The following is a 21,384-nucleotide window of genomic DNA, read 5'->3' as shown; positions in this document are numbered from 1 at the left end:
ACGAAACCCGCATCCCGATGCTAAAATTCACCATTCACTTGCGAAGCAAAATTCACCATTGACTTATTAAAAAATCTTTACCATGCAGGAATTACATCCGGAATATCATCAGCTCAAAATATCAGTTCCCCAGGAATTTGAAAGTGTATTCACGCATTTTTATTTCGCTAAAAATGGCTCCTCCGCCTCTGTTACGAAAACCCTGCTTCCCTCCTATCAAACGATTATGCTCTTCTGTTTTGGGGAGAATGTTTTTATGACCACTCAGGAAAATACCATCGCTGAAGTGGACAAATGTGTTGTATTGGGACCCGTAAGACAAGCCTTTGATTATACACTTCCCGCGGGGAGTTCTATTCTGGTGGCTAATTTTAAGGACGATGCTTTTTACCGTTTCTTTGGAAAAGCGATGATTTCCAGTCAGGGCACTCATCCCGATGAACTTTTGAAAGATAATTGTTTCACGGAACTCTGGCATCAGATCTGTGACTTCGCTTCCCCACAGGAAAAAACGGCACATATTCTTGAATTCTGTCGTCCTTATCTTCAGGATCAGGATGAAACAAGCCGCCTGCTGAGCAATTTTGAAAACATCAGTCTGAACCCTGTCAAAACCATTGCAGAACAGACCCGCCAAAGCGAAAGAAACATCCAGCTGAAGCAAAAGGAACAGTTTGGGTATTCCTCCAAAGAACTCGCCCGATACAGCCGCTTTCTCAAAGCAATTACTCTTATCGAAAAAGAACAGGAAAATGGCAAAAAGATCGAATGGTTCAGCGTTATTGATCAATGCGGTTACTATGATCAAAGCCAGCTTATCCATGATTTCAAACATTTTATTAATATCTCTCCTTCTAAATACATAAAGTTCCAGAAAGATATCTGCCGCTCCGGATCAGACTGATTCCGTTTCGTTTTCTTACAATTTTTGCAGTTCTTGCCGCTCTACATTTGTCTTATTAATTTAAACAATAAAAACGATGAGACATTTAATCATTTACGCACATCCTAATGAAAACAGCCTGAACAACCATTTGCTTCAAACCGTTATTGAAAGTCTGGAAAAAGATAATCACGACCTACAGATAAGAGATCTGAACAAAATAGGATTTGATCCGGTTTTTTCACTCGAAGATATGCAGGGACAGTTTGCCGGGAAAATTGCAGACGATGTAAAAACAGAACAGGATTATATTTCCTGGGCAGAACAGATCACTTTCATTTACCCCATCTGGTGGACCGGAATGCCTGCCATCATCAAAGGGTATATTGACAGGGTTTTCAGTTATGGTTTTGCTTACCGCTATGACCAGGGCGTACAGAAGGGGCTGTTAAAAGGGAAAAAAGCAGTCATTATCAATACCCACGGAAAGTCTCACGAGGAATATGAACGTATGGGAATGGATAAAGCACTTACTCTGACTTCCGACAACGGGATTTTCCTGTACAGCGGCTTTGAAATCATCCAGCATTTCTTTTTTGATAAAGCTGATAAAGCATCTCCCGGGGAAGTGGATATTTGGAAAGAACAGATCAGAAATACTTATTCACAGCCGGTTTTTAACCTTTAAAATTAATAAAAATGGAAAAATTAGCAGCAAAACAGACCGTCAGACCTCTATTATTCAGGACTTATAAGCTGAGCAAAAAAGTCATTAAATACACATTATTTATAACGATTCTTTATTTTGCTTATGAAGGGTTTATGGCATGGAATTAGCTTCAAGAGCGATAAGTAAAATTGTTTTTGAAACCTTTATTTTAAACCATTAGGACTGATAAACTGTTAAGAACAGTAAGTTTTTTTATAAATCTTAACTGATATGGAACTTTACAGCGGGTCTTAATGGTTTGGATATTGGATTATCATCAAAAAGCTTTTATATTTACATTATCAATGAAACATTTAAACAGCATATTGCGTCTTCCTTTTTTCAGTGAGTATTACTCCCCGACAAACCGTTCGGGAAGACTTTCTATATCTGTGATTTAATAAGAAATAATCTAATTTATATATAGAGCCCGGACAGCATTGTCCGGGCTTTTTTGTTTTAAAAACTCAATTATTATGATCAACACATTACAAGAAAATGCAGCCATCATCCTACCGGAAAACGGTCTGGAACAAAAACTTAAACAGGCTGAACAGGAAAACAGAAAATTAATAATTAAACTGGGATTTGATCCTACGGCTCCGGATCTACATCTGGGTCATGCGGTGGTGCTTAAAAAACTGAAACAGTTTCAGGAACTGGGACATCAGATCGTGATCGTGGTTGGAAGTTTTACGGCCAGAATTGGTGATCCGACCGGAAAAAACAAGGCGAGAAAACCGCTAAGTGTTGAAGATGTGAATCACAATGCCCAGACGTATATCAATCAGCTTTCGAAGATTATTGATGTGGAAAAAACCAGAATTGTCTTTAATTCCGACTGGCTGGATGCCTTGAACTTTTCAGAGGTCATTCAGCTGATGTCAAAGGTAACGGTAGCTCAACTGATGCACAGGAATGATTTTAATAAAAGATTTACAGAAAATACACCGATTGCGATGCATGAACTTGTATACCCGATTCTTCAGGGTTTCGATTCTGTACAGATTGAATGCGATATCGAGATGGGCGGAACAGATCAGCTCTTCAACTGTACGATGGGAAGGCAGCTTCAGGAGGTTCACCAGATGTCAGCTCAGGCGGTGATGTGTATGCCTCTGCTTAAAGGTCTTGACGGTAAAGAAAAAATGAGCAAATCACTGAACAATATTATCGGACTGACGGATGAGCCTAATGATATGTTTGGAAAAACCATGTCGATCCCGGACAGCCTTATTGATGAATTTATTGACCTTGCTTCGGATTTTTCTGCTGAGGAGAAGGCTGATTTACAATTAAAATTACAAAACGGCGAAAACCCGATGAACATTAAGAAGCTGATCGCTAAGAATATCATCACCCAATACCATGATCATGCTGCGGCAGAGCTTGCAGAAGAATTTTTCAGCAGTCAGTTTCAGAGCAAAAATTCTGAAGAGAAAGTCTATGAACTCGTTTCTTTAGCTTCATTTCATCATAAAGAAAACCTGATCACACTGGTGGAACTCTGCAGTGCGCTTAAAAATGACCTAAGCAAATCAGCGGTGCGAAGAATGATTCAAAGCGGAGGCATTCAGATTAATCAGATCAAAATAACGGATCCGGATGAAGAAATTGAATTACTCCCACAGACAAAGGTGAAAATCGGGAGAAGAGATTTTTTTGAACTTGCTTAAATCTTCAGATTCGTGAGGTAATTTTCAATATATTCGTTTCATTAAATAAAAGTGATGAGCTATATCATGGTGGATATTGAATCGGATGGCCCGATTCCCGGAGATTTCTCAATGATCTGTTTTGGAGCGGTCCTTGTGAATGAAGAACTGGATACTACGTTCTACGGAAAACTGAAACCTATTTCGGAAAAATTCAATCCCGATGCTTTGGCTGTTTCGGGCTTCAGCAGGGAAGAAACGATGCAGTTTGATGATCCCAAAGAAGTCATGCTGGAATTTGAAGAATGGATTGAGAAAAACTCTAAAGGAAGACCTATTTTCATCAGTGACAATAACGGTTTCGACTGGATGTTTATCTGCTGGTATTTTCATCATTTTACCGGGAAAAATCCATTCGGCTATTCATCAAGAAGATTGTCTGACCTGTATTGCGGACTGGAAAAAGACACTTTTGCCCAATGGAAGCATCTCCGTAAAACAGAACACACGCATCATCCTGTAGACGATGCCAGAGGAAATGCAGAAGTTCTGCTGCATATGAAAAAAGAAATGGGTCTGAAAATAGGTTTGAAATAGTTGATCATACAATTACGTGGGAAGAAATACTGAAATTTATATGTTTGATAAGGAGAAGGCATCTGTCCGTCTCTGTGAGGATCTGCAGCACAAAAGATTCCACACCAGAACATTTAAAACCTTTCTGGAAAGCAGAAAAAAAGAAATAGGTACGTATGATGTCACGTTTGAAAAAGTACTGGAAAAGGTCAGAGGTGACATCAATACCATAACGCCCGATGAACTGTTTGAGATTAATCTTTTTCTGAGTGAAGAGGTATATTCAGAATATACAGGGAGCAATTATTCCGCAATGGAAAAACATCTCGGGGATTTGTATAACCGTTATGGAATTATTTTGCTTTATGAGCTTCCTACCTCAACGGTATGTACCAGCTATATGTTTCAATATGGGAACTACACGCATTATTTCCCCATTTACGAACTGGAGAATTATGGATTAAAGCATAGTGACGGCGGCGTCAATATAGATTCAACAGATTTTTTAGAATTCAATGATTACATGATCCTGCTGATGAAAATGATCCTGGATAGAAAAATGGACGGTTATGAATATGACTTTACAAAAAACGAAGAGGACATCATCCAGCGTATAACGGCAGACCATCAGAATAATCTGATTCTGTTCAAAGAAATTGAAAGTGAATGTGATTTTATAAAAGAATGTTCCTCTGATGAAAAGGGTCCTTACGCACAGACGATCTACTATGCCTATGCTTTTTTTAAACAGTCCATTGAAATGAAACTGAGAATTGATACAGAAAAAAATGCAAGAATCGTTATCTTAGATTCCTAATAAATCCGGGCAGATACCGGCTCAAAATTGGATCTCCTATACAACTTATGAACACGACTATCACCTACAGAAAAGCCTCAGAAAACGATATCGATTATCTGCTTGATCTAAGAACGAAAACCATGAATCCGCATTACGCAGATTCTAACCTCCCAACGGACAAGGAAACAACGCTTCAGAGAATCCAGTATCAGTTTGACAAAGCCCATATCATCCTTCTAAACAATGAACCGGCCGGATTACTGAAGATCAACAAAGCTGATGATAAAACAGAAGTGCTGCAGCTTCAGATAGATCCCAGCCAACAGGGTAAAGGACTTGGAAGAACGATTTTAACAGCTATTCTGGAGGAAGCTTCAGCAGAAGGAAAAACAGTAGCCTTAAGCGTCTTAAAAACCAATAAAGCTCAACATTTATATACAAGTCTGGGGTTTAAGACTGTGAATGAGGATGAGCATTCTTTTTATATGGAATTTTCCGTCTAGAAGACTACCATCATTTCACTAAATCGTTCAGCCACATATAGATATCAACATCGCCGGGGATATTTAGTTTCTTTCGTAATTTATATTTTTTTGTCTGTACTGTTCTCACGGAAATAAAAGTGTATTCTGCAATATCCTTGGTAGAAAAATTCAAATACAGGTAAGCACAAAATCTTAGTTCTGAGCTTTGAACAGTATCATTAACGGACAATATCTTCGCCGAAAATTCAGGAAACAGTTGGTTAAATCTGGTCAGAAATTCAGGTTTATTTTGCTTGGCCAGTACAACAACTTCCTTAAACGATTCATTATACTGATCCTTTCCGGTGAGATCATCTAAAGGAGTATCTTTTTTATCCAGACTCCTCTCTTTGTATTTCTTATAAAAAAAGAATGTAAAATAAATGAGCCCTGCACCCAGAACGAGCGTGGTGACCAGCGTATAAACCAATCTCTTATTGCTGTTTTCCAGATTTTGCATCTGCTTCCGGTCCCCGATATCGATAGACTTATTGACATTAATATCTTTCTTTTTATTATTTTTCTGGAGTTCGACGATTTTCTTTAAATAGTAATTGATACTGTCTTTCCTCCCTTCCCTTTCATATAATTCCAGCAATGCAGTATATACAGCCAGCTTCATGTCATACCTTGGTAAATATTTCTCTTCGGTTTTTTTGGCCATAAGATAATAGGTCTGTGCTTTCTGATAGTCTTTATCAACCAAGTATACAGATCCTGCCACGTGGTATGTGGTATATTTAATATCTGCATTTCTTACATCGTCCAAATGATTGGTATCCGCTAAGGCTTCTTTCATGTAAATTCTGGCTGAATCCAGTTTGCCCATATCGAGATAACCGGCTGCCAGATAGGCTGTGGATTTATAACTGTCTTCGATTTGAAATTTCTGTTTTTTCCCGGGTATCAAATCAAGATTTTTCTGTTCTCTGCACGATTTTGAAATTTTATATGCCTCCTTGAAACATTTTAAGGACTCCGCATTATTTTCCATCGATATATTGATGGTTCCCCGCAATAATAAAATAAAATAATTATAATACGGGTAATTTTTGATCCGTGGGTCTGCAGAAAATTCATTAAGCTCGTCCAGCGCTTTTATGTATTTTCCGGAAGACCTGTAGATCCCGGACATTAAACATTTCAAACTGAAAAAATCTTCCAGATTTTTATCTGCAGTAATTAATTGCCGGCTGTTTATTTTTTCTATATACTCTAACGCTTTTGCCTGATTATTGTCTTTGGCATAAATCCGGGCCATTTTTAGGTAACCGGTTCCTTCGCAAGTCTCACATTTTTCAATAATATTTTGAATCTTGAGAATATCTTTATCATTTGCAGGAATAATATCTATGTCATGTATCATTCTTTTTAGCTGATCATCTGTAAGATTTTGAGCATGGCTGTAAGACGTAAAAAAAATACTCAAAGAGAAGAAGTAAAAAAATATTTTTTTTGCCATTTTATGGGACTGTTTAATTTAACGCTAAAATAAAAATACTTACCGTGTTTTCAATATACGTATTACCTACTACAATATGATAATCAAACATTTAAAATACAATCGGACTTTCTGAAAATTAAATCACGATTCTCAACATGCTCTTAAAATGTTGTTTAAAAAACATCATGTTTCGAATACCCAACCAAAATATCCCTGGGTTCAGAAATTTTCCGTTTCAATATTCCCTTCATGAAATCTGGTTTCGATCCAAAATAGCTGAGCCTGCAAGGTTATGGTAAGCATCTATAAATTTAGATGAATTTTTCAAATGTCTACGTATCATCTACTGTTTGTGCTCTGCTCCTCTTTTTCGGGGATTATATCTTAATGTAAAGGACTAATTTCGAATCGTTTAAAAATCGTCAAAGTATTTTTTTCATTCGTTTTAATGTGTTTTTATCAACTTGGACAGGCTGATTATTTCAAAAACAGCCTGTCTTAAGTTTTAGAAAGTCCCGGGATCTGAATGCAGCCCCATTACACTGTTTCAACATTTTTTTTAATCTTATACCTATTAACAATTAAATTTTTTTACATGCAAACAAAACTACTTTTACAATGGACCCTGATCTTTTTCTTCATGGCTCTCAGTCCAAAAAGCTTTGGCAGAACTATTATTCTGAACATCAATAATAACAACTCAGACGGCTCTCTTTACCAGCGAAGTGAAAATGTACTTATTGGTGACAAAATACGTTTTACCAATAACTTACCGTATCCCATTAATTCACAAAACAGCAGCTTTATCAATGACGGAGCAAGCAGTATTCCTGTCAACATTCCACCTGGAGGCTATCATGAGATAGAATTAACTTCAGCCTCAAAAACTCAGTTTACATTTGTTCACATGCTTATGGCCCAGAACAAATACTACAACAGCAGGATTAATCTAACCTTTCCGGCTTTAGGCGTGGACGATACCATAAATAAAGCAAAAGGTAAGATCCAGGTTTTTCCGAATCCATGCAGCGATGTATTGAATATCACTTCCACAGAACTTATCAGTGGATTAGATCTTTATGATGTCACAGGGAAATTGCTGTTTACTCAAAAATCAGCAGGCTCAAATGAGGATAACAAAGGAAACATTAAAATGACTTCCTACTTAAAAGGCAAATACTTTTTAAGAATAAGAGACACAAACGGCTCATATTCTGTAATAAGTGTCGCTAAAAAATAATTGAAATAGCTGAAAAGCCTGACAGGTACATTACACTTTCTTCCGGTTCTATTTTTCAGGAATTATTCCCGTAAAAAAAGACCGGAAGAAATTTTAGTCCGACTTACTGATTAAACGATTTTCTGAAGATAATTCTGATACCCAAAATAAAGCAGTTGATATCAATTGTTTCACTTAACAATTATCTCACGCTATTGATTTGCCAAAGTAACAAAGATCAGTCTCCCGCCTTCTTCGGCAGACAAAAGTATTTTCTTTCCATCTGTCAGTTCCACCATAGATCCGGGTGGAATCTCTTTCTGTTCCGTAACATCTTTCATCGAAGTCAGACTCTGATTCACGAGTACCCATCTCCCTTCATGAAAAGTGAAATATCCGACAGGCATTTTATCCTGCATCGTAAGATTTTCATTTCTGATGACCTTTCTTGACACATGCCATTTGAATAAATACTGGTTGTTGTAAACCATCAGCCGGTGGTTTTCAGGTTTCCAAACCTCATCATCAAATTTAAAATACAGATCCAGTACGGGAAGCGTTCCCCGGTGTGGTGTTCCGCAGAAAGGGCATTTAGGATTGCTGCTGTTGTCGAAAACATACCATTTCTCGGTACATTCCGGATTGTGACAGGGCTGAATCAGATCAGCCGTCTTTAGCAGGGCGGTTTCCCATTCATTGGCGGTTGGACGTCTGATCGGATCGTGGAGTCCGTCTATAAATGCTTTTCTAAACAGTTCGGAAAGATAAGGACCCGCAGCCGTAAAAGGAATTTTCTGAGGATCACCCCAGAATGCGTCCCATTTTCTGAGATGATCTGCTTTCACCTGATTGGATGGATCCCTGAAATGTTCTATGAATAAAGCTTTTTCACCCATAGAAATCACTTCATCCTTCTCGGAATCCAGATCCCAGATTTTTCCTCCTCTCAAAGGATGCCTTCTGAACAGATACATGTAAATCAGCACCGCCAAAGCATGAAGATCTGTTTTCTGGTTGGGCAAATGCCTTCCCGGATCCTGCATGCTGAGATGCTTGGTCTTTAACACTTCGGGAGCGATAAAATCCGCCGTCCCGATAACTTCCGGTGGGAAGAGTTTCGGGACAACCAATCCATCTATATCAATGATACAGGCAGATTTTGTCACCGGATCTATCAGAATATTGTTGTAGGAAAGATCAGAATGCGCCAGTCCCATCTGGTGAAGCTTTTTCACACCCCGGCTGATATTGATGGTGATCTGAAAATAGCTCAGCCAGTCCCCAAGTTCCGAATGATCCAGCCTCAGCGGATACTGTTGATTCCTGAACATCGGAGCTGTGAACCACTTCCCGACTTTATCCTGCCCCTGAATATTATCTGATCCGATATACCCTTTTGCAAAGAAGAATTTTTTATGATAAATAGGAACCACAATTCCCGTCAGTTTATTTTTTTCTACGATATCATACGGCCATCTGAAAATTTCATTCAGAAAGTAATCTGACGAATTCCCGTTCTGTATATTTCCGAGATAGGTGGAAACAATCCTCATGATACGCTCTTTCTGTCCGGCATCCAGAGGAGTCCGGTAAAATGCTACCACATATTCCCTTTCCGGCGAAAAATAGACATCTTTCACTCCGCCTCTGATAGGGCTTTCATCTACATATTCATAGGATTTTGAGTTATCCAGAATAGAAGCAACTTTAACGGTCTTTTTCATGTTTAATAGATTATGGCGAGGGTTCTGTCATCATGATTTCCGCGGCTCCAGAAATCGGTCCAGGTAAGAAGCTGTTGGTCAATGTCGGTATCGTTAATAAAATCTACTTTCGTCCGGTCATCATTGTTCCCAGCCAGATCATTAAAGAATGCTTTCCAGCTGTCGATATCTTCAAGTTTATTTTCTGTAATGAATTTCGGGTCGTAAATTCCATCTGTCATCAGTACGAGATAGGAAAAATCATTCACGCAGGTGATTCCAAACCTTGAAGCCGGATCATCGCTGAAGATCTCATTCATGGTGATAAAACGGGTTCCGCCACCAAATTCTCCAACATCCATTTGATTCAGAAGCTTTACGTCAGAAAAATCAGGACTGATCAGGTTGATCGGGCAGTCTCCCACTCCGAAAGTGAGGATGACATAACCGAAATCAAACTTTTTTGTCAGGGCAAAAATCAGCGTTGTATGGAAGTCTTTTATAGAAAATGAATGTTCTGCTGCCGTTTGATCCAAAACATGATAAACATGTAAAACTGCTTCATACAGAAGTTTTAGGATATTTTCTCTGGCTTCGGACCGTATTTCTTTTGATGACTCAGAACTACTGTAAACGATTTCAACATTTCTTTCGATTCTGTTTAAAATTTCATCTGAATTGAAAAAGCTGTTCACTGAAACTGCCGCCAGTCTTGACCCTTCTCTTGCCATAACAGCAGAACCGGCACCATCTGCCACGGAAACAATATTCCAGCCTCCGGAAAGTTCGTTTACGGCAAAATCATCATCCCTGAATTTTCCTTCATGAGCATGGGAACGTCCTCTTTTCGAAACAACAGTGATTTTTTTATCCAGAAATTTCCCTTTATGGGATGTTTCATCAGGTTTATGATAGACATCGTTGGTGTCGGATGGAATGTTCTTCCAAAGGTCTTTCGGGTCAGCATTGATGAACAGATGCACTTTCTTGATCTCCGTACTGTTTTCATCATGGATATGATAGAATTCAATATCCAGATCATGGACACTGTTTACATACGGAATTCCCGATATTATATTGTTTTCGAAAGTAAGTCCTGTCTCCTGAAGATGGGCGATATTTTTAATCTTTATATTCGGAAAGTCATCCAGCTCAAAATGGTATTCATAGAACTGCTTTGAACTGGCATTTTTAAGTACCAGATGAACTTCTTTAAATTCCTCTTTTTCTCTGTAAATAAGAGCTTTTTCCATGGTTTTGTGTGGGGTCTCGGCAATAGGATTTCTTTTCGTTATCCCAAAGTTCGGTTAATATCAAATCCTTCGCTGGAAAATCCGTAATAATCCGAAGTTCCGCACCATGGGCATTTGTTGTACCCTTCTCCTTTCAGGCAGTGAATTCCGCCACATGAGCAGGTTGCTAATGCGATGGGATTGGCACAGTGAGGACAAGATGTTCCTCCCTGCAGTTCTTCAATCGAAATTTTCAGATTATTTTTCTGGGAAGCGGAAAGCCTGTAATAGGATTTTTCGTCAATTTTATAGGCTCCATCCAGTCTGTAATATCTGGTAGACATTCCCGGTATACTTGATTCGGCGAATGTCTTTTTAAACTTCATCAAATAGAGTTTCTCCGTTTCTGAACATTTCCCGTTCAAAACAACAAAATTATTGTCCGGAAACTTCTGTTCCAGTTCAGTATCTACTTTTTCGAGAATAATAGAATCGATCTTGGAAAGATTGATGCCTTCTTTATTGGCTTCGGTAACGCTCTGGCTGGTTGTTTTAATGGAATCTGTTACCCATTTGAAAAATTCTTTATAGGAATTTTCATCAGAATTATTAAACAGCAAAACGTTGTCAGACAATGTCCCAAGCAGTTTATAATTGGTGTTTTCTCCTATCGACACTGCGATCGTATTGGACTTCCCGTGGTACTTATTGTTCCATCTTTCAATCGCTTTTGTGGCATCGTCGGTAGGAACGCCGTCTGTAAAAAGAAAAACAATAGGTTTCCAGTCGCCTTTTCTGTCGTAAGTTGTTTTCACAATATCCCTGTCTATGCAGTCCATCAATTTAATCAGTCCCTGAGACAGCGACGTTCCGCTTCCAATCGGGATTTTAGGCGGATAAAAACTGATGATATCCTGAAGCGGCGTAATGACCTCAGCCTCTCCCGCGAAACCTATAATGGAAATATAGACCGTTTCCAGGGAATACGGGTCTTTCTTTAATTCTCTGATGATATTGGCAATACCTTCCTGTACCTGCTCAATAGGTTCTCCAACCATAGATTCGGAGACATCGACTAAAAAATAAATGGGAAGTCTTCTCATGATTTATAGTAAGACAAGTGATTTAGATAATAATATTAAGCTCGGATGGCGGCGGTGGCAACGGTGTACTTTCTCCCGTTCCCTGCGATTTTCCTCCCATCGTGATGGATGAACTTACCCATTTGAAAAATGAGGAAAGCGTGATCGCATCGGTGGTATCCAGTTTTACAACATGGTCTGTAAGCTCCTTCAGGAACTGCTCATCTGCTTTTGGACCCGCAGCACAGCCTACGATAGCCCCAAATTCCAGATCTCTGATCACAGGGATCATCTGTCTGTATTTCTGGATATCGGATGGTTTTCCGTCGGTAAATATAAAAAGTAACGGTCTCCAGTCTTCTTTTTCATCCGAAGAACCTTTGATCAGTTCTTTCTTCACCAACTCTGAAACCATCTCCAATGCCGCACCGGTATGGGTAGGTCCACTATCCGGACAGGTGATTTCCATAGGGTAAAAACTGGCCAGATCTGTTAATGGAATGATGTTTTTAACCTCACGGTCGAAAGTGATCACACTCAGATGAAGACTGTCCATCGCCTGCGGATCTGCACGGAGCATGCTTATCAGCCCGTTAAATCCGTTATTGAGTGCCTGGATGGGTTCTCCGTTCATAGAACCTGAAGTATCCAGTAAAAAGTATGCTAATAATCTCCTGCTCATGGTATGGTATTAATTCTGAAGCCGGCAGCGGAAGTTGAAAACTTCCCTGCCGGCTTTTTAGTTTGATAAATATATTCAGGTTTAATTGCTGTAAGCGTACTGCTTCAGGATTTCTATAAAGTTATCCGTCTGGTGAGGTTCTCCGATAGCACGGAATTTCCAGTCGCCATTGTGACGGTAAGCTTCAGCAAAAACCATTGCACATTTACCATTCATACTGGAATCACCTGAAAGGCTGTATTTTGTAATCTCTTTACCTTTCGCATCTACTGCTCTGATAAAGGCATTCTCGATCATTCCGAAATGCTGGTTATTTTGTTTTCCCTGATAAATGGTCACCAGGAATAATATTTTCTGATAGCTTTCATCCAGCTGGTCAAGTTTAACGATGATCTGTTCATCATCACCATCTCCGGCACCGGTTCTGTTGTCTCCGGTCAGCCATATATTTCCGCTTGGATGCTGCATGGAATTAAAGAAAATTACATCACCCTGATACAACGCGATCTGTCTTCCGTCATTCGTTTGCACCGTTTTTCCCAAATTGGCTACTTTACCGTTTCCATCCAAAAGAAATGCAACAGCATCAAGATCATATTCTGCTTCTTTGCTGAACAGTTTCCCAAAGAAACCGCCCTGCTTTCTTACATCCCATCCTAAACCGATCGTTACTTTTGAAAGATCGTAAACACTTTCTCCACGGTCATTTTTTCTTAAATCAATCGTTTGACCTTTCTGTAAATTAATTGCCATAGTTATCGTTTTGTGTATTTGAAAATATAATTATTTAATGATCTGTCCTTTGTAGTATTTCTCAAGGAAGAAAGCAAGGTCTGCTCTGTAACCGATTCCTGAAGCTTCAAATTTCCAGCTTCCGTTTCTTTTGTACAGTCTTCCGAATTCTACACCGGTTTCGATGGAAAAATCCTCATCCAGTTCATATTTTGCGATCTCCTGGTTGGTGCTGTTATCCACAATTCTGATGTATGAATTTCTCACCTGTCCGAAGTTCTGTTTTCTTCTTTCAAAATCTTCAATGGTAACCACGAAAAGTATTTCTTCCGCTTTCGGATCTACTTTTTCAAGATCGACAATAATCGCCTCATCATCGTCACCATCGCTGTTTTTACCGCTCGGATCATCTCCTGTGTGAGTCAGTGCACCGTCCGGAGACTGAAGGTTATTATAAAAAACAAAACATTCCTCATTGATTAATTTTCTGTCGGAGTCAATCATGATGGCAGAAGCATCCAGATCGAAGTCGAAACCTGTCCCTTCATTCGGGTCCCAACCCAGTCCTATCGTCATTTTTGTCAGTCCTATATCGATCTTTTGTCCTTTCTGTAAATTAATTGCCATAGTGTTTTAGATTATTAATTATTTTTTGTTTAAGATAAATTTGATTTGTGAATTGACCAAATTTATTGATAAAAAAATAAATGGCGTGCGATCAATAGTATAAATGTTTAATTTTAATAGGGTTTTAACATAAGATGTTAGCTTCAACAAATCGGCTTTCTATTTTGATTTGATATGCCGAAAAAAATAAACCTTATAGGTTTTTGATGGGCGTAAAATCGGCATAAAAAAAATCCGGCTAAAAAACCGGACTTCTGTAGATTAAAAAATTTCTGTACAATTAATTTTTAACTTCCTGATCGGAAACTGCTTTTTCTCTTGCTTTAGCCAGCATCGGAATAGAGATCAGTCCCATGACCAGCATAATGGTGATTTGCAACGGAAGTGAAATAAACGAATAGGTAAGTCCCATTTCGCCCCCTAATTCAGCACTTTTACCCATTGAAATAAAAAGAGCCATAAATCCGAACTTCATCGCCAGATTGAAAGCCCCAATCCCGCCACTGGCAGGAATAATCATTCCCAAGGTGCCGACAACGATAATGAAAAAACCATCAGCAATAGTGAAATTGGAAGTTTCAGGAAGTGCGAAGCATACTAAGTACGCTGCAAAGTAGTAAGAAATCCATATTCCTAACGTATACAGGATGAATTTCCCTTTTTCTTTCAGCTTAAATATGGTTGCCAATCCTTCGAAAATTCCGTCAATAAAATTCACGATCTTCCCTAAAAACGGAACGTTTGCAAGTTTCTTTCTAAATACAAAGAATCCCACCGTACCTGCAGCCAGTATCAAAAGAACCAGCAATACCTTATTTGGATTAATATTAACGCCTGAATTTTCATAAAAAGACAGAATCGCTTCATATTTAAAGAGTAATGTCAGTCCCAGAAAACCCATCATACATATAAGGTCTACCACCCTTTCCAGAATGATGGTTCCGAAAGACTTGTCAACCGGAACTTTTTCCACACCATATAACGCGGTAGCTCTTGCCAGCTCACCACTTCTTGGAATGGTAAGATTCATCAGATACCCAAAAGATATGGACCATAATGAATTTGAATTTGAAATCCGGTGTCCCATGGGTTCCAGCATCAGGTTCCAGCGAACAGCTCTGAACCAGTAAGCCAGAATACCAAATACAGATGCGAAAAGTACCCAGAGATAATTAGCTTTCGCCAAAGATGCTTTGATCACTTTAAAATCAAGACCTTTTAAGGCAAGCCATAAAAAAAAGCCTGCAAAAGCAAGCGATATTACTATTGTTAGTATTGATTTTAAAGGATTTTTTGATTTTTTATCCATGAATTAAGTTAGGAGATTTGTTTTTTCATCCGGGAAAACAATCTTCGGCTGGAAGACTTTAGCCTCTTCAGGTGTCATCTGCGCATAAGCAATGATAATAATGATATCATCACGCTGTACTTTTCTTGCGGCAGGCCCGTTCAGGCATACTTCTCCGGATTTTCTTTTCCCTTTGATAACGTAGGTATCAAAACGCTCTCCATTGTTGACATTGACGATATAGACCCTTTCTCCCACTACCAGACCGGCAGCTTCTATAAGATCTTCGTCGATCGTTATACTCCCAATATAATTAAGGTCTGAGGCCGTAACCCGTACCCTATGGATCTTAGACTTGAAAACTTCTATTAACATGTTGCAAATTTATTAATAAAAATTAATAAATCCGCCTTTTGAAATCAATTTAAAACTCCCACAGACCCAGTCATTTAATTTTATATTACACAAGTTTTGAAGTCATTATTTATAAATTATGCAAACATATCATTAAAAATATTAATACTTTATACGAAATTCAGGATTTAATAAATGAAGGAAATAATATTAATTTTTTGCTAAAGTCAATACTCATAAGCATTTGGCATGATTTTAGTGAGCCGTAACGTAGATTTTACGTGAAAAGTCAAATTATCATATTTTAACTGTTTTCCCCGAAAAGCAAAAAAATTTTATAACTTTTAATAAAATAATTGCACAATTAGAAAATAGTATTATATTTGCTATAATTACGAACTAACTTTAATATTAAAAATTATGAACAAGTCTGAATTAATCGACGCAATCGCAAAAGATGCAGGAATCACTAAAGTTGCAGCTAAAGCTGCTTTAGAATCATTCATTGGTAATGTAACTACTACTCTAAAGAAAAAAGACGGAAAAGTTTCTTTAGTAGGTTTCGGTACTTTCTCAGTAGCTGAGAGAGCTGCTAGACAAGGTATCAACCCTGCAACTAAAAAACCGATCAAAATTGCTGCTAAAAAAGTTGCTAAATTCAAAGCAGGAGCTGATTTATCTAATGCAGTTTCTGGTGCTAAGAAAAAATAATCATTCAGATTAAAAAAATTCAAGGGCCGTTTCTTAGGAAGCGGCTTTTTTTGTGGTCATAGGTGGCTTCGAGGACCTCAGCCACCCAGAAATAGTGTCATCCGTAGAATGCGGAAGAAATTGTTTACCAATTCTCTTATGTTTTTCTTTTCATTTTTAGGTTTTGGCTAAAGCCTTTGTAATGTCTGGAAATTGAAAGCGGGCTAAAGCCCGCTCCTATTGAATATTAATGATATCTCTTTTTTATAAATAGAAACTATATTAAACAAAATCCACATTTCTTTAAATTGAAAAGACTGCATATAAAAAAGAGCGGGCTAAAGCCCACTCCTATTGAATTTTAAATAATATCATTTTAGACATAGAAAATTAGATTCAATAGATAATAGAAAAGACCACTATGCTTTAATTTCTCTACCAGAACTTCCATTTTCCGGCATCCACTTTCTAACTTCTAATCTCTAACTTCTAATCTCTAATCTCTAATCTCTAATTTCTAGCTTCTAATTCCTACGGTGCCAGTCGTGAAATCTTCCAGTCCAGATCCTCTAACTGATAAATAATCCTGTCGTGGAGACGGTTGGGTCTGCCCTGCCAGAATTCAATCTCGTACGGTTTTGCGATATATCCGCCCCAGTTGGCTGGTCTTGGTACTTCGCTGTTTTCGTATTGTTTTTCGAGTTCTTTTAATTTTTCTTCCAGGTATTCTTTATTTGGAATCACGTGGCTTTGCGGAGATACAGCGGCTCCAAGCTGGCTTCCTTTCGGTCTTGAATGGAAATATCCATCACTGAGGTTTTCAGCTATTTTTTCAAGATCAGCTTTGATGATGATTTGTCTTTCCAGGTTGGGCCAGAAAAAATGAAGGCAGGCTTTATGGTTGTTTTCTATTGCTTTTCCCTTTCTGCTGTCGTAATTGGTATAGAAAATAAAGCCTTCGTAGGTGTATTCTTTAAGCAGCACCATTCTTGTCCTCGGACATCCGTCTTCTTCTAAGGTAGAAACCGCCATGGCATTGGCTTCAGAGACCGTTGGGCTATTGCTGGCGTCCAAAAACCAGTCTCTAAACTGTTCAATGGGATTTTGTTTTATCTCACTTTCAATAAGTTGGGATTTCTCATACACTTTTCTTTTGTCGTGCAGGTTTTCCATAAATATTTTTTATTAAATTTGAGTATGAATTACTCATACAAAGGTAAAATATTAATTTCCACCCCTGACATTTCCGGAGATATTTTTTCGAGATCCGTCGTGCTGATCGTTGAGCATAACGAAAGCGGCGCATTTGGGTTGATTTTAAACAAGAAAAACAGCCAGATGAGTAGTAAGTTCAAAAACTTTTTTGACTTCAAAATAGAGGTCTATGACGGTGGACCTGTGGAGAACGATAAGGTCTTTTTTATTGTTAAAGAAAAGAAGGTCACTGAGATCTATTCTGAGATCAGCAAGGATTTCTATATCACGGAAGATATTGAAAGCATCATCAGTGCAGTTCTTAATAAGGAATTGAGCATTAATGATGTAAAAATCTTCTCCGGCTATTCAGGATGGGCGGCTGGACAACTTGATGAGGAAGTTCAGAGAAAGCTCTGGACGGTAGTGGATGTCTATAATCTTGATTATACGCTCCCCAATGACCAAACGCTTTGGAAATCAATTATGCAGAATCTGGGTGGGGAATATCTGCTTTGGGCCAACTCACCTGAGGATATTTCACTTAACTAACTGAATTCGTTTTTAATACGATGTGAAAACATTAACAAACTTTAAGATTATGTTAACCAATTTTAAAGAAAGAATTCACGTTATTTGAACAACCAAAAATCACTACCATGAGAGGATTTAAACTACTCGCTTTATCAGCATTTTCCGCTTCATTTCTATCATTTACCCCAATTAACAAAAAATACATCGTTATAGATGCCGGACATGGCGGAAATGACACGGGATCTGTTTATGGGAAAGTCTCCGAAAAAGAGATCACTGTAAATATTGCTAAAGAAATCAAGAAGCTCAATGAGAATCAGGATCAGTATGAGGTCATTCTCACCAGAGATTCCGATGCTTATCCTACTCTTCAGGAGAGAACAGCTATGATCAACAAGCTGAATCCGGAGATCGTTATTTCTCTTCATATGAACAGCAATCCAGAGAAGGAAACTCCAAAACAGGGAACTGAGGTATATATTCAGAATACTGAAAATTCAAAAAAACTTGCTGAAAAAATTTCAAAGAAATTTGATGTTTCCAAAGTAGAGGAACGCAATCTCCATATGCTGAGAGAGACAAAAGCTCCTGCAGTTTTGGTAGAGCTTGGCTTTATGAATAATACCAAAGAAAGAGAGTATGTCACCAGTGAAAAGGGACAGAAAGAAATCGCACAAAAATTCACAGACATCATCCGTGAATACTAAATAAAGAAACAATTTCTGATTATTCAGAATAAAACCCGGTAAAGGACTTGGGTACTTTGTTGTTTACCGGGTTTGTCAATTTATTGAAAACTATTTTTCCAGCTTTCCACCATTTCTATAAAACGGGAGCTTTCAAACGTCTTATTTCTTATTTTACCTACAGAAAATATGCCTTTCTCGTCGGAGATCATTAAAATCTCTTCTGCTTTTTGTGATTCAAAAGCAATAATTTCGTGTTCCTGAATATCTGCAAGGTTATTTTTATGCAGGAAAGTGACAAAATTTTCCATCAAAGGAGAAATGTATGCGCCTTCAGACTGCTTGGGAACTTTGATCACATTGCCTTCCAGGAACAATAGATTTCCTGAAGTAGTACGTGCAATTCTTTTATTGGGATTAAGCAGAATCACGTCATCCAGATCATTTTCTTCCGCATAGATGCCTCCGTAAATATTTTCCGGGGAGTGAACCCTGATGTTGCTTAATAAATTATTATTAACATTGATTTCCTTGGTAAGGTCCATTTCCAGAGGTCTCTGATGAACAGTAAGCACATCATCTGACTCTGTTACTTCGTAGAAATAGGATACTGAAGATTTTGAAACCGTTACAGCATCATTATTCCTGAAAACCTGAAAATTGATAATTCCGTTTTTAATTCCTTTACCATCGATAACATCTTTATGAAAAAGGGTCTGAAAAAACTCCAGCGTATAGGTAAGCGGAATGTTCATTCTCATCTTTCTCATGGAAGCCATCAGGAAGAAATAGCACTCTTCATCCATGATCAGTCCTCCGTTTCTTACGAAGAAAGAAACCTTCACTGCGTCGCCCAAAAGGAACGCTCTATTCTTTACATTTAATCCGTCTGATGTAAAATATTGATTTTCCAATTTTTGATGTGATTTATTTATAAAAAAATAATGAACGATAAATCGTTCATCAGTTTTACCATTTAATAGCGTCCGGCTTATGCCGCACCTAATTTTATTCTAAGGTTTTCTATCAGGTTTTCCCAGTACAATGCATTCTCTTCTTCAGAACCTTCTTCGCAGAAATCTGTAATATTCAGAGCCAGATCTTCTGTAATATCGTCTATTGTGATAGTCATTTCAAAGAAATTTTTAGTCCCCTCATCTTCTTCCCATCTGAAACGTACGAAACCTTCCGGCTTATATCTAATCAAAGTGGCCTTTTCGGCAGGTCCTCCGCCCCAGCTAAAAAAGAAATCATCGCCTTTCTCTGTAACCTCATCCGCAAACCATTCAGATAGCCCCTCCGCTGTTGCCAGATATTCGTATAAAATCTCTGATAAACAATGCATTGGAAATTCGTAATGGACTTTATGTTTCGCCATATAATCTTTGTTTTTATCGTCCCGCAATATATAAATTAATTTTTTTATTACACAAAAAAGCAATTACTTTTTTAAAGAATCTTCATGATATTTATCACTGGTTTTAAAACGCTGTAGAATATGATTTTCAGCATAAAAAAAGCCATGTGATGCATAAAAAAATCTCTCCGGTGTGGAGAGACTGTATCATTTAATCTTCGTTCAGAACATCCAGAATGATCTGGCATCCCTGTCTGATTTCTTCTAGTGAGATGGTAAGCGGCGGGGAGATTCTCATGTACTCATTTCTATAGAGCTGCCAGAATACAATAAGGCCCTTTTCCATGCATTTTTTGGCTACGGCAAGGGTGTAGTCAGGTGTTCCCAGATTAACGGCCAGCATCAGCCCCATTCCATTAATATTTTTAATCTTCGGATGGACCAGAAGTTCTCTGAACAGTTTTTCTTTTTCAGTGGTCTCTTCCATCAGTCCGCTTTCCAGAACTTCTTTCAAAGTAGCATGGCTGGCTGCTGCGATCAATGGGTTTCCTCCAAACGTTGTAATATGTCCTAATTTAGGGGAATGTGAAAGGGTTTCCATGATTTCTTTCGAACTCATAAAAGCACCTACCGGCACTCCGCCTCCCATTCCTTTGCCCATGACAAGAATATCCGGAACAATTCCGAAATGCTCGAAAGAGAATAATTTCCCTGTTCTACCGAATCCGGGCTGGATCTCATCAAGAATCAGAAGAGCTCCTACTTCTTCGCATCTTTTTTTCAGCTTAATCAGATAGTCCCCTTCAGGAACTAAGAATCCTGCTGCCCCCTGAATGGTTTCCAGAATGACGCATGCTGTTTTCTCTGTAATCTGGTCAAGATCATTTTCATTATTGAATTCAATAAAGCTGACCATCGGAAGTAACGGACGGAATTCTCTTTTATGGGTTTCGTTTCCTGATACGCTCAAAGCTCCGTGTGTATTCCCGTGGTATGAGTTTTTAAAAGAAACGATTTCTTCTCTACCAGTATAGCGTTTGGCCAGCTTCAGACTGCCGTCAATCGCTTCTGCCCCACTGTTCACCAGATAAGTGATTTCCAAAGGATCGGGCGTAGATTCTGCCAGGAGTTTACACAATGCGATCGGTTTTTCCTGTGCATATTCTCCGTACACCATGACGTGCAGATATTTGTCTGCCTGTTCTTTGATGGCTTTCACCACCTTAGGATGCGAGTGTCCCAAAGTATTGGCAGAAACGCCGGCCACAAAATCCAGATATCTTTTTCCATCTGTTCCGTAGATATAGCTTCCCTCTGCTTTTTCAACTTCAAAACCTGCTGCAAATTTTGTAGTCTGTGCCTGATATATAAAAAAGTCCTTGTGCATCTCCATTGTCGCGAAATTTTCAGCAAA

24 protein-coding genes are annotated in these 21,384 nt (G+C 38.4%); 11 read left to right on the top strand and 13 right to left on the bottom strand.

The window, feature by feature from the left end:
• Positions 1 to 82 precede the first annotated feature (82 nt).
• From BUA72_RS02925 to BUA72_RS02900, 7 genes are all read left to right on the top strand, one after another.
• Positions 83 to 904 carry a helix-turn-helix domain-containing protein gene (locus BUA72_RS02925; RefSeq protein WP_072921740.1) on the top strand — a complete coding sequence of 274 codons (822 nt, stop codon included), beginning with the start codon at positions 83 to 85 and terminating at the stop codon, positions 902 to 904.
• Positions 905 to 980: 76 nt separating this feature from the next.
• Complete coding sequence (locus tag BUA72_RS02920) at positions 981 to 1,571, top strand: NAD(P)H-dependent oxidoreductase (protein WP_047450117.1); 591 nt, start codon at positions 981 to 983, stop codon at positions 1,569 to 1,571.
• Between the two features lie 11 nt (positions 1,572 to 1,582).
• A complete protein-coding gene (locus BUA72_RS24345) occupies positions 1,583 to 1,720 on the top strand; it encodes a hypothetical protein (RefSeq protein ID WP_156122710.1) in 138 nt (45 codons plus the stop codon).
• 348 nt (positions 1,721 to 2,068) lie between these two features.
• The gene (gene tyrS, locus BUA72_RS02915) at positions 2,069 to 3,268 is read left to right on the top strand and encodes a tyrosine--tRNA ligase (protein WP_072921739.1); all 1,200 of its coding nucleotides are present in this window, start codon (positions 2,069 to 2,071) and stop codon (positions 3,266 to 3,268) included.
• 54 nt (positions 3,269 to 3,322) lie between these two features.
• The gene (locus tag BUA72_RS02910; protein WP_072921738.1) at positions 3,323 to 3,844 is read left to right on the top strand and encodes a 3'-5' exonuclease; all 522 of its coding nucleotides are present in this window, start codon (positions 3,323 to 3,325) and stop codon (positions 3,842 to 3,844) included.
• A 40-nt stretch (positions 3,845 to 3,884) separates the two neighbouring features.
• Positions 3,885 to 4,640: a hypothetical protein gene (locus BUA72_RS02905; RefSeq protein ID WP_139259487.1), complete on the top strand. Its 756-nt coding sequence runs from the start codon at positions 3,885 to 3,887 to the stop codon at positions 4,638 to 4,640.
• A gap of 47 nt (positions 4,641 to 4,687) precedes the next feature.
• Positions 4,688 to 5,125: a GNAT family N-acetyltransferase gene (locus BUA72_RS02900; protein WP_072921736.1), complete on the top strand. Its 438-nt coding sequence runs from the start codon at positions 4,688 to 4,690 to the stop codon at positions 5,123 to 5,125.
• A 10-nt stretch (positions 5,126 to 5,135) separates the two neighbouring features.
• Here the strand turns inward: BUA72_RS02900 and BUA72_RS02895 are convergent, their stop codons facing one another.
• On the bottom strand, positions 5,136 to 6,512 hold the full coding sequence (locus BUA72_RS02895) for a tetratricopeptide repeat protein (protein ID WP_175548848.1): 1,377 nt from the start codon (positions 6,510 to 6,512) through the stop codon (positions 5,136 to 5,138).
• Between the two features lie 673 nt (positions 6,513 to 7,185).
• Here BUA72_RS02895 and BUA72_RS02890 point away from each other — a divergent pair.
• Entirely contained in the window at positions 7,186 to 7,830 is a 645-nt protein-coding gene (locus BUA72_RS02890) for a T9SS type A sorting domain-containing protein (RefSeq protein ID WP_072921734.1), read from the top strand.
• 191 nt (positions 7,831 to 8,021) lie between these two features.
• Here the strand turns inward: BUA72_RS02890 and BUA72_RS02885 are convergent, their stop codons facing one another.
• From BUA72_RS02885 to panD, 8 genes are all read right to left on the bottom strand, one after another.
• Positions 8,022 to 9,533, bottom strand: coding sequence for a helix-hairpin-helix domain-containing protein (locus BUA72_RS02885; protein ID WP_047450136.1), 1,512 nt, complete (start codon positions 9,531 to 9,533; stop codon positions 8,022 to 8,024).
• Positions 9,534 to 9,535: 2 nt separating this feature from the next.
• Positions 9,536 to 10,765: a PP2C family serine/threonine-protein phosphatase gene (locus BUA72_RS02880; protein ID WP_072921733.1), complete on the bottom strand. Its 1,230-nt coding sequence runs from the start codon at positions 10,763 to 10,765 to the stop codon at positions 9,536 to 9,538.
• 38 nt (positions 10,766 to 10,803) lie between these two features.
• Positions 10,804 to 11,847, bottom strand: a complete 1,044-nt coding sequence (locus tag BUA72_RS02875) for a TerY-C metal binding domain-containing protein (protein ID WP_072921732.1) — start codon at positions 11,845 to 11,847, stop codon at positions 10,804 to 10,806.
• Positions 11,848 to 11,869: 22 nt separating this feature from the next.
• Positions 11,870 to 12,508, bottom strand: a complete 639-nt coding sequence (locus tag BUA72_RS02870; RefSeq protein ID WP_047450142.1) for a vWA domain-containing protein — start codon at positions 12,506 to 12,508, stop codon at positions 11,870 to 11,872.
• Between the two features lie 81 nt (positions 12,509 to 12,589).
• A complete protein-coding gene (locus BUA72_RS02865) occupies positions 12,590 to 13,261 on the bottom strand; it encodes a TerD family protein (protein WP_072921731.1) in 672 nt (223 codons plus the stop codon).
• 30 nt (positions 13,262 to 13,291) lie between these two features.
• Complete coding sequence (locus tag BUA72_RS02860) at positions 13,292 to 13,867, bottom strand: TerD family protein (protein WP_047450147.1); 576 nt, start codon at positions 13,865 to 13,867, stop codon at positions 13,292 to 13,294.
• A 280-nt stretch (positions 13,868 to 14,147) separates the two neighbouring features.
• Entirely contained in the window at positions 14,148 to 15,176 is a 1,029-nt protein-coding gene (locus BUA72_RS02855; RefSeq protein ID WP_072921730.1) for a lysylphosphatidylglycerol synthase transmembrane domain-containing protein, read from the bottom strand.
• A 3-nt stretch (positions 15,177 to 15,179) separates the two neighbouring features.
• A complete protein-coding gene (panD, locus tag BUA72_RS02850) occupies positions 15,180 to 15,530 on the bottom strand; it encodes an aspartate 1-decarboxylase (protein ID WP_034706528.1) in 351 nt (116 codons plus the stop codon).
• 399 nt (positions 15,531 to 15,929) lie between these two features.
• Between panD and BUA72_RS02845 the strand changes: the two genes are divergently transcribed.
• On the top strand, positions 15,930 to 16,220 hold the full coding sequence (locus BUA72_RS02845; RefSeq protein ID WP_002976900.1) for an HU family DNA-binding protein: 291 nt from the start codon (positions 15,930 to 15,932) through the stop codon (positions 16,218 to 16,220).
• Positions 16,221 to 16,730: 510 nt separating this feature from the next.
• Here the strand turns inward: BUA72_RS02845 and pdxH are convergent.
• Positions 16,731 to 17,372: a pyridoxamine 5'-phosphate oxidase gene (pdxH, locus tag BUA72_RS02840; protein WP_072921729.1), complete on the bottom strand. Its 642-nt coding sequence runs from the start codon at positions 17,370 to 17,372 to the stop codon at positions 16,731 to 16,733.
• Between the two features lie 24 nt (positions 17,373 to 17,396).
• Between pdxH and BUA72_RS02835 the strand changes: the two genes are divergently transcribed.
• Together BUA72_RS02835 and BUA72_RS02830 are read left to right on the top strand one after the other, a co-directional pair.
• Positions 17,397 to 17,945: a YqgE/AlgH family protein gene (locus BUA72_RS02835; RefSeq protein WP_034731547.1), complete on the top strand. Its 549-nt coding sequence runs from the start codon at positions 17,397 to 17,399 to the stop codon at positions 17,943 to 17,945.
• 107 nt (positions 17,946 to 18,052) lie between these two features.
• The gene (locus tag BUA72_RS02830) at positions 18,053 to 18,634 is read left to right on the top strand and encodes an N-acetylmuramoyl-L-alanine amidase family protein (protein ID WP_047450167.1); all 582 of its coding nucleotides are present in this window, start codon (positions 18,053 to 18,055) and stop codon (positions 18,632 to 18,634) included.
• A gap of 80 nt (positions 18,635 to 18,714) precedes the next feature.
• Here BUA72_RS02830 and BUA72_RS02825 read toward each other — a convergent pair whose 3' ends face one another.
• From BUA72_RS02825 to BUA72_RS02815, 3 genes are all read right to left on the bottom strand, one after another.
• Entirely contained in the window at positions 18,715 to 19,527 is an 813-nt protein-coding gene (locus BUA72_RS02825) for an aminotransferase class IV (RefSeq protein WP_047450170.1), read from the bottom strand.
• 77 nt (positions 19,528 to 19,604) lie between these two features.
• Positions 19,605 to 19,991: an START-like domain-containing protein gene (locus BUA72_RS02820; protein WP_034731603.1), complete on the bottom strand. Its 387-nt coding sequence runs from the start codon at positions 19,989 to 19,991 to the stop codon at positions 19,605 to 19,607.
• Positions 19,992 to 20,181: 190 nt separating this feature from the next.
• Entirely contained in the window at positions 20,182 to 21,357 is a 1,176-nt protein-coding gene (locus tag BUA72_RS02815) for an aspartate aminotransferase family protein (RefSeq protein WP_072922476.1), read from the bottom strand.
• Between the last annotated feature and the right edge of the window lie 27 nt (positions 21,358 to 21,384).

Origin of the sequence: Chryseobacterium sp. OV279, from assembly GCF_900128945.1 — a bacterium.
GTDB lineage: Bacteria > Bacteroidota > Bacteroidia > Flavobacteriales > Weeksellaceae > Chryseobacterium.
Note: the sequence above shows the minus strand (reverse complement) of the source record. Positions and strands in the feature narration are given on the sequence as shown.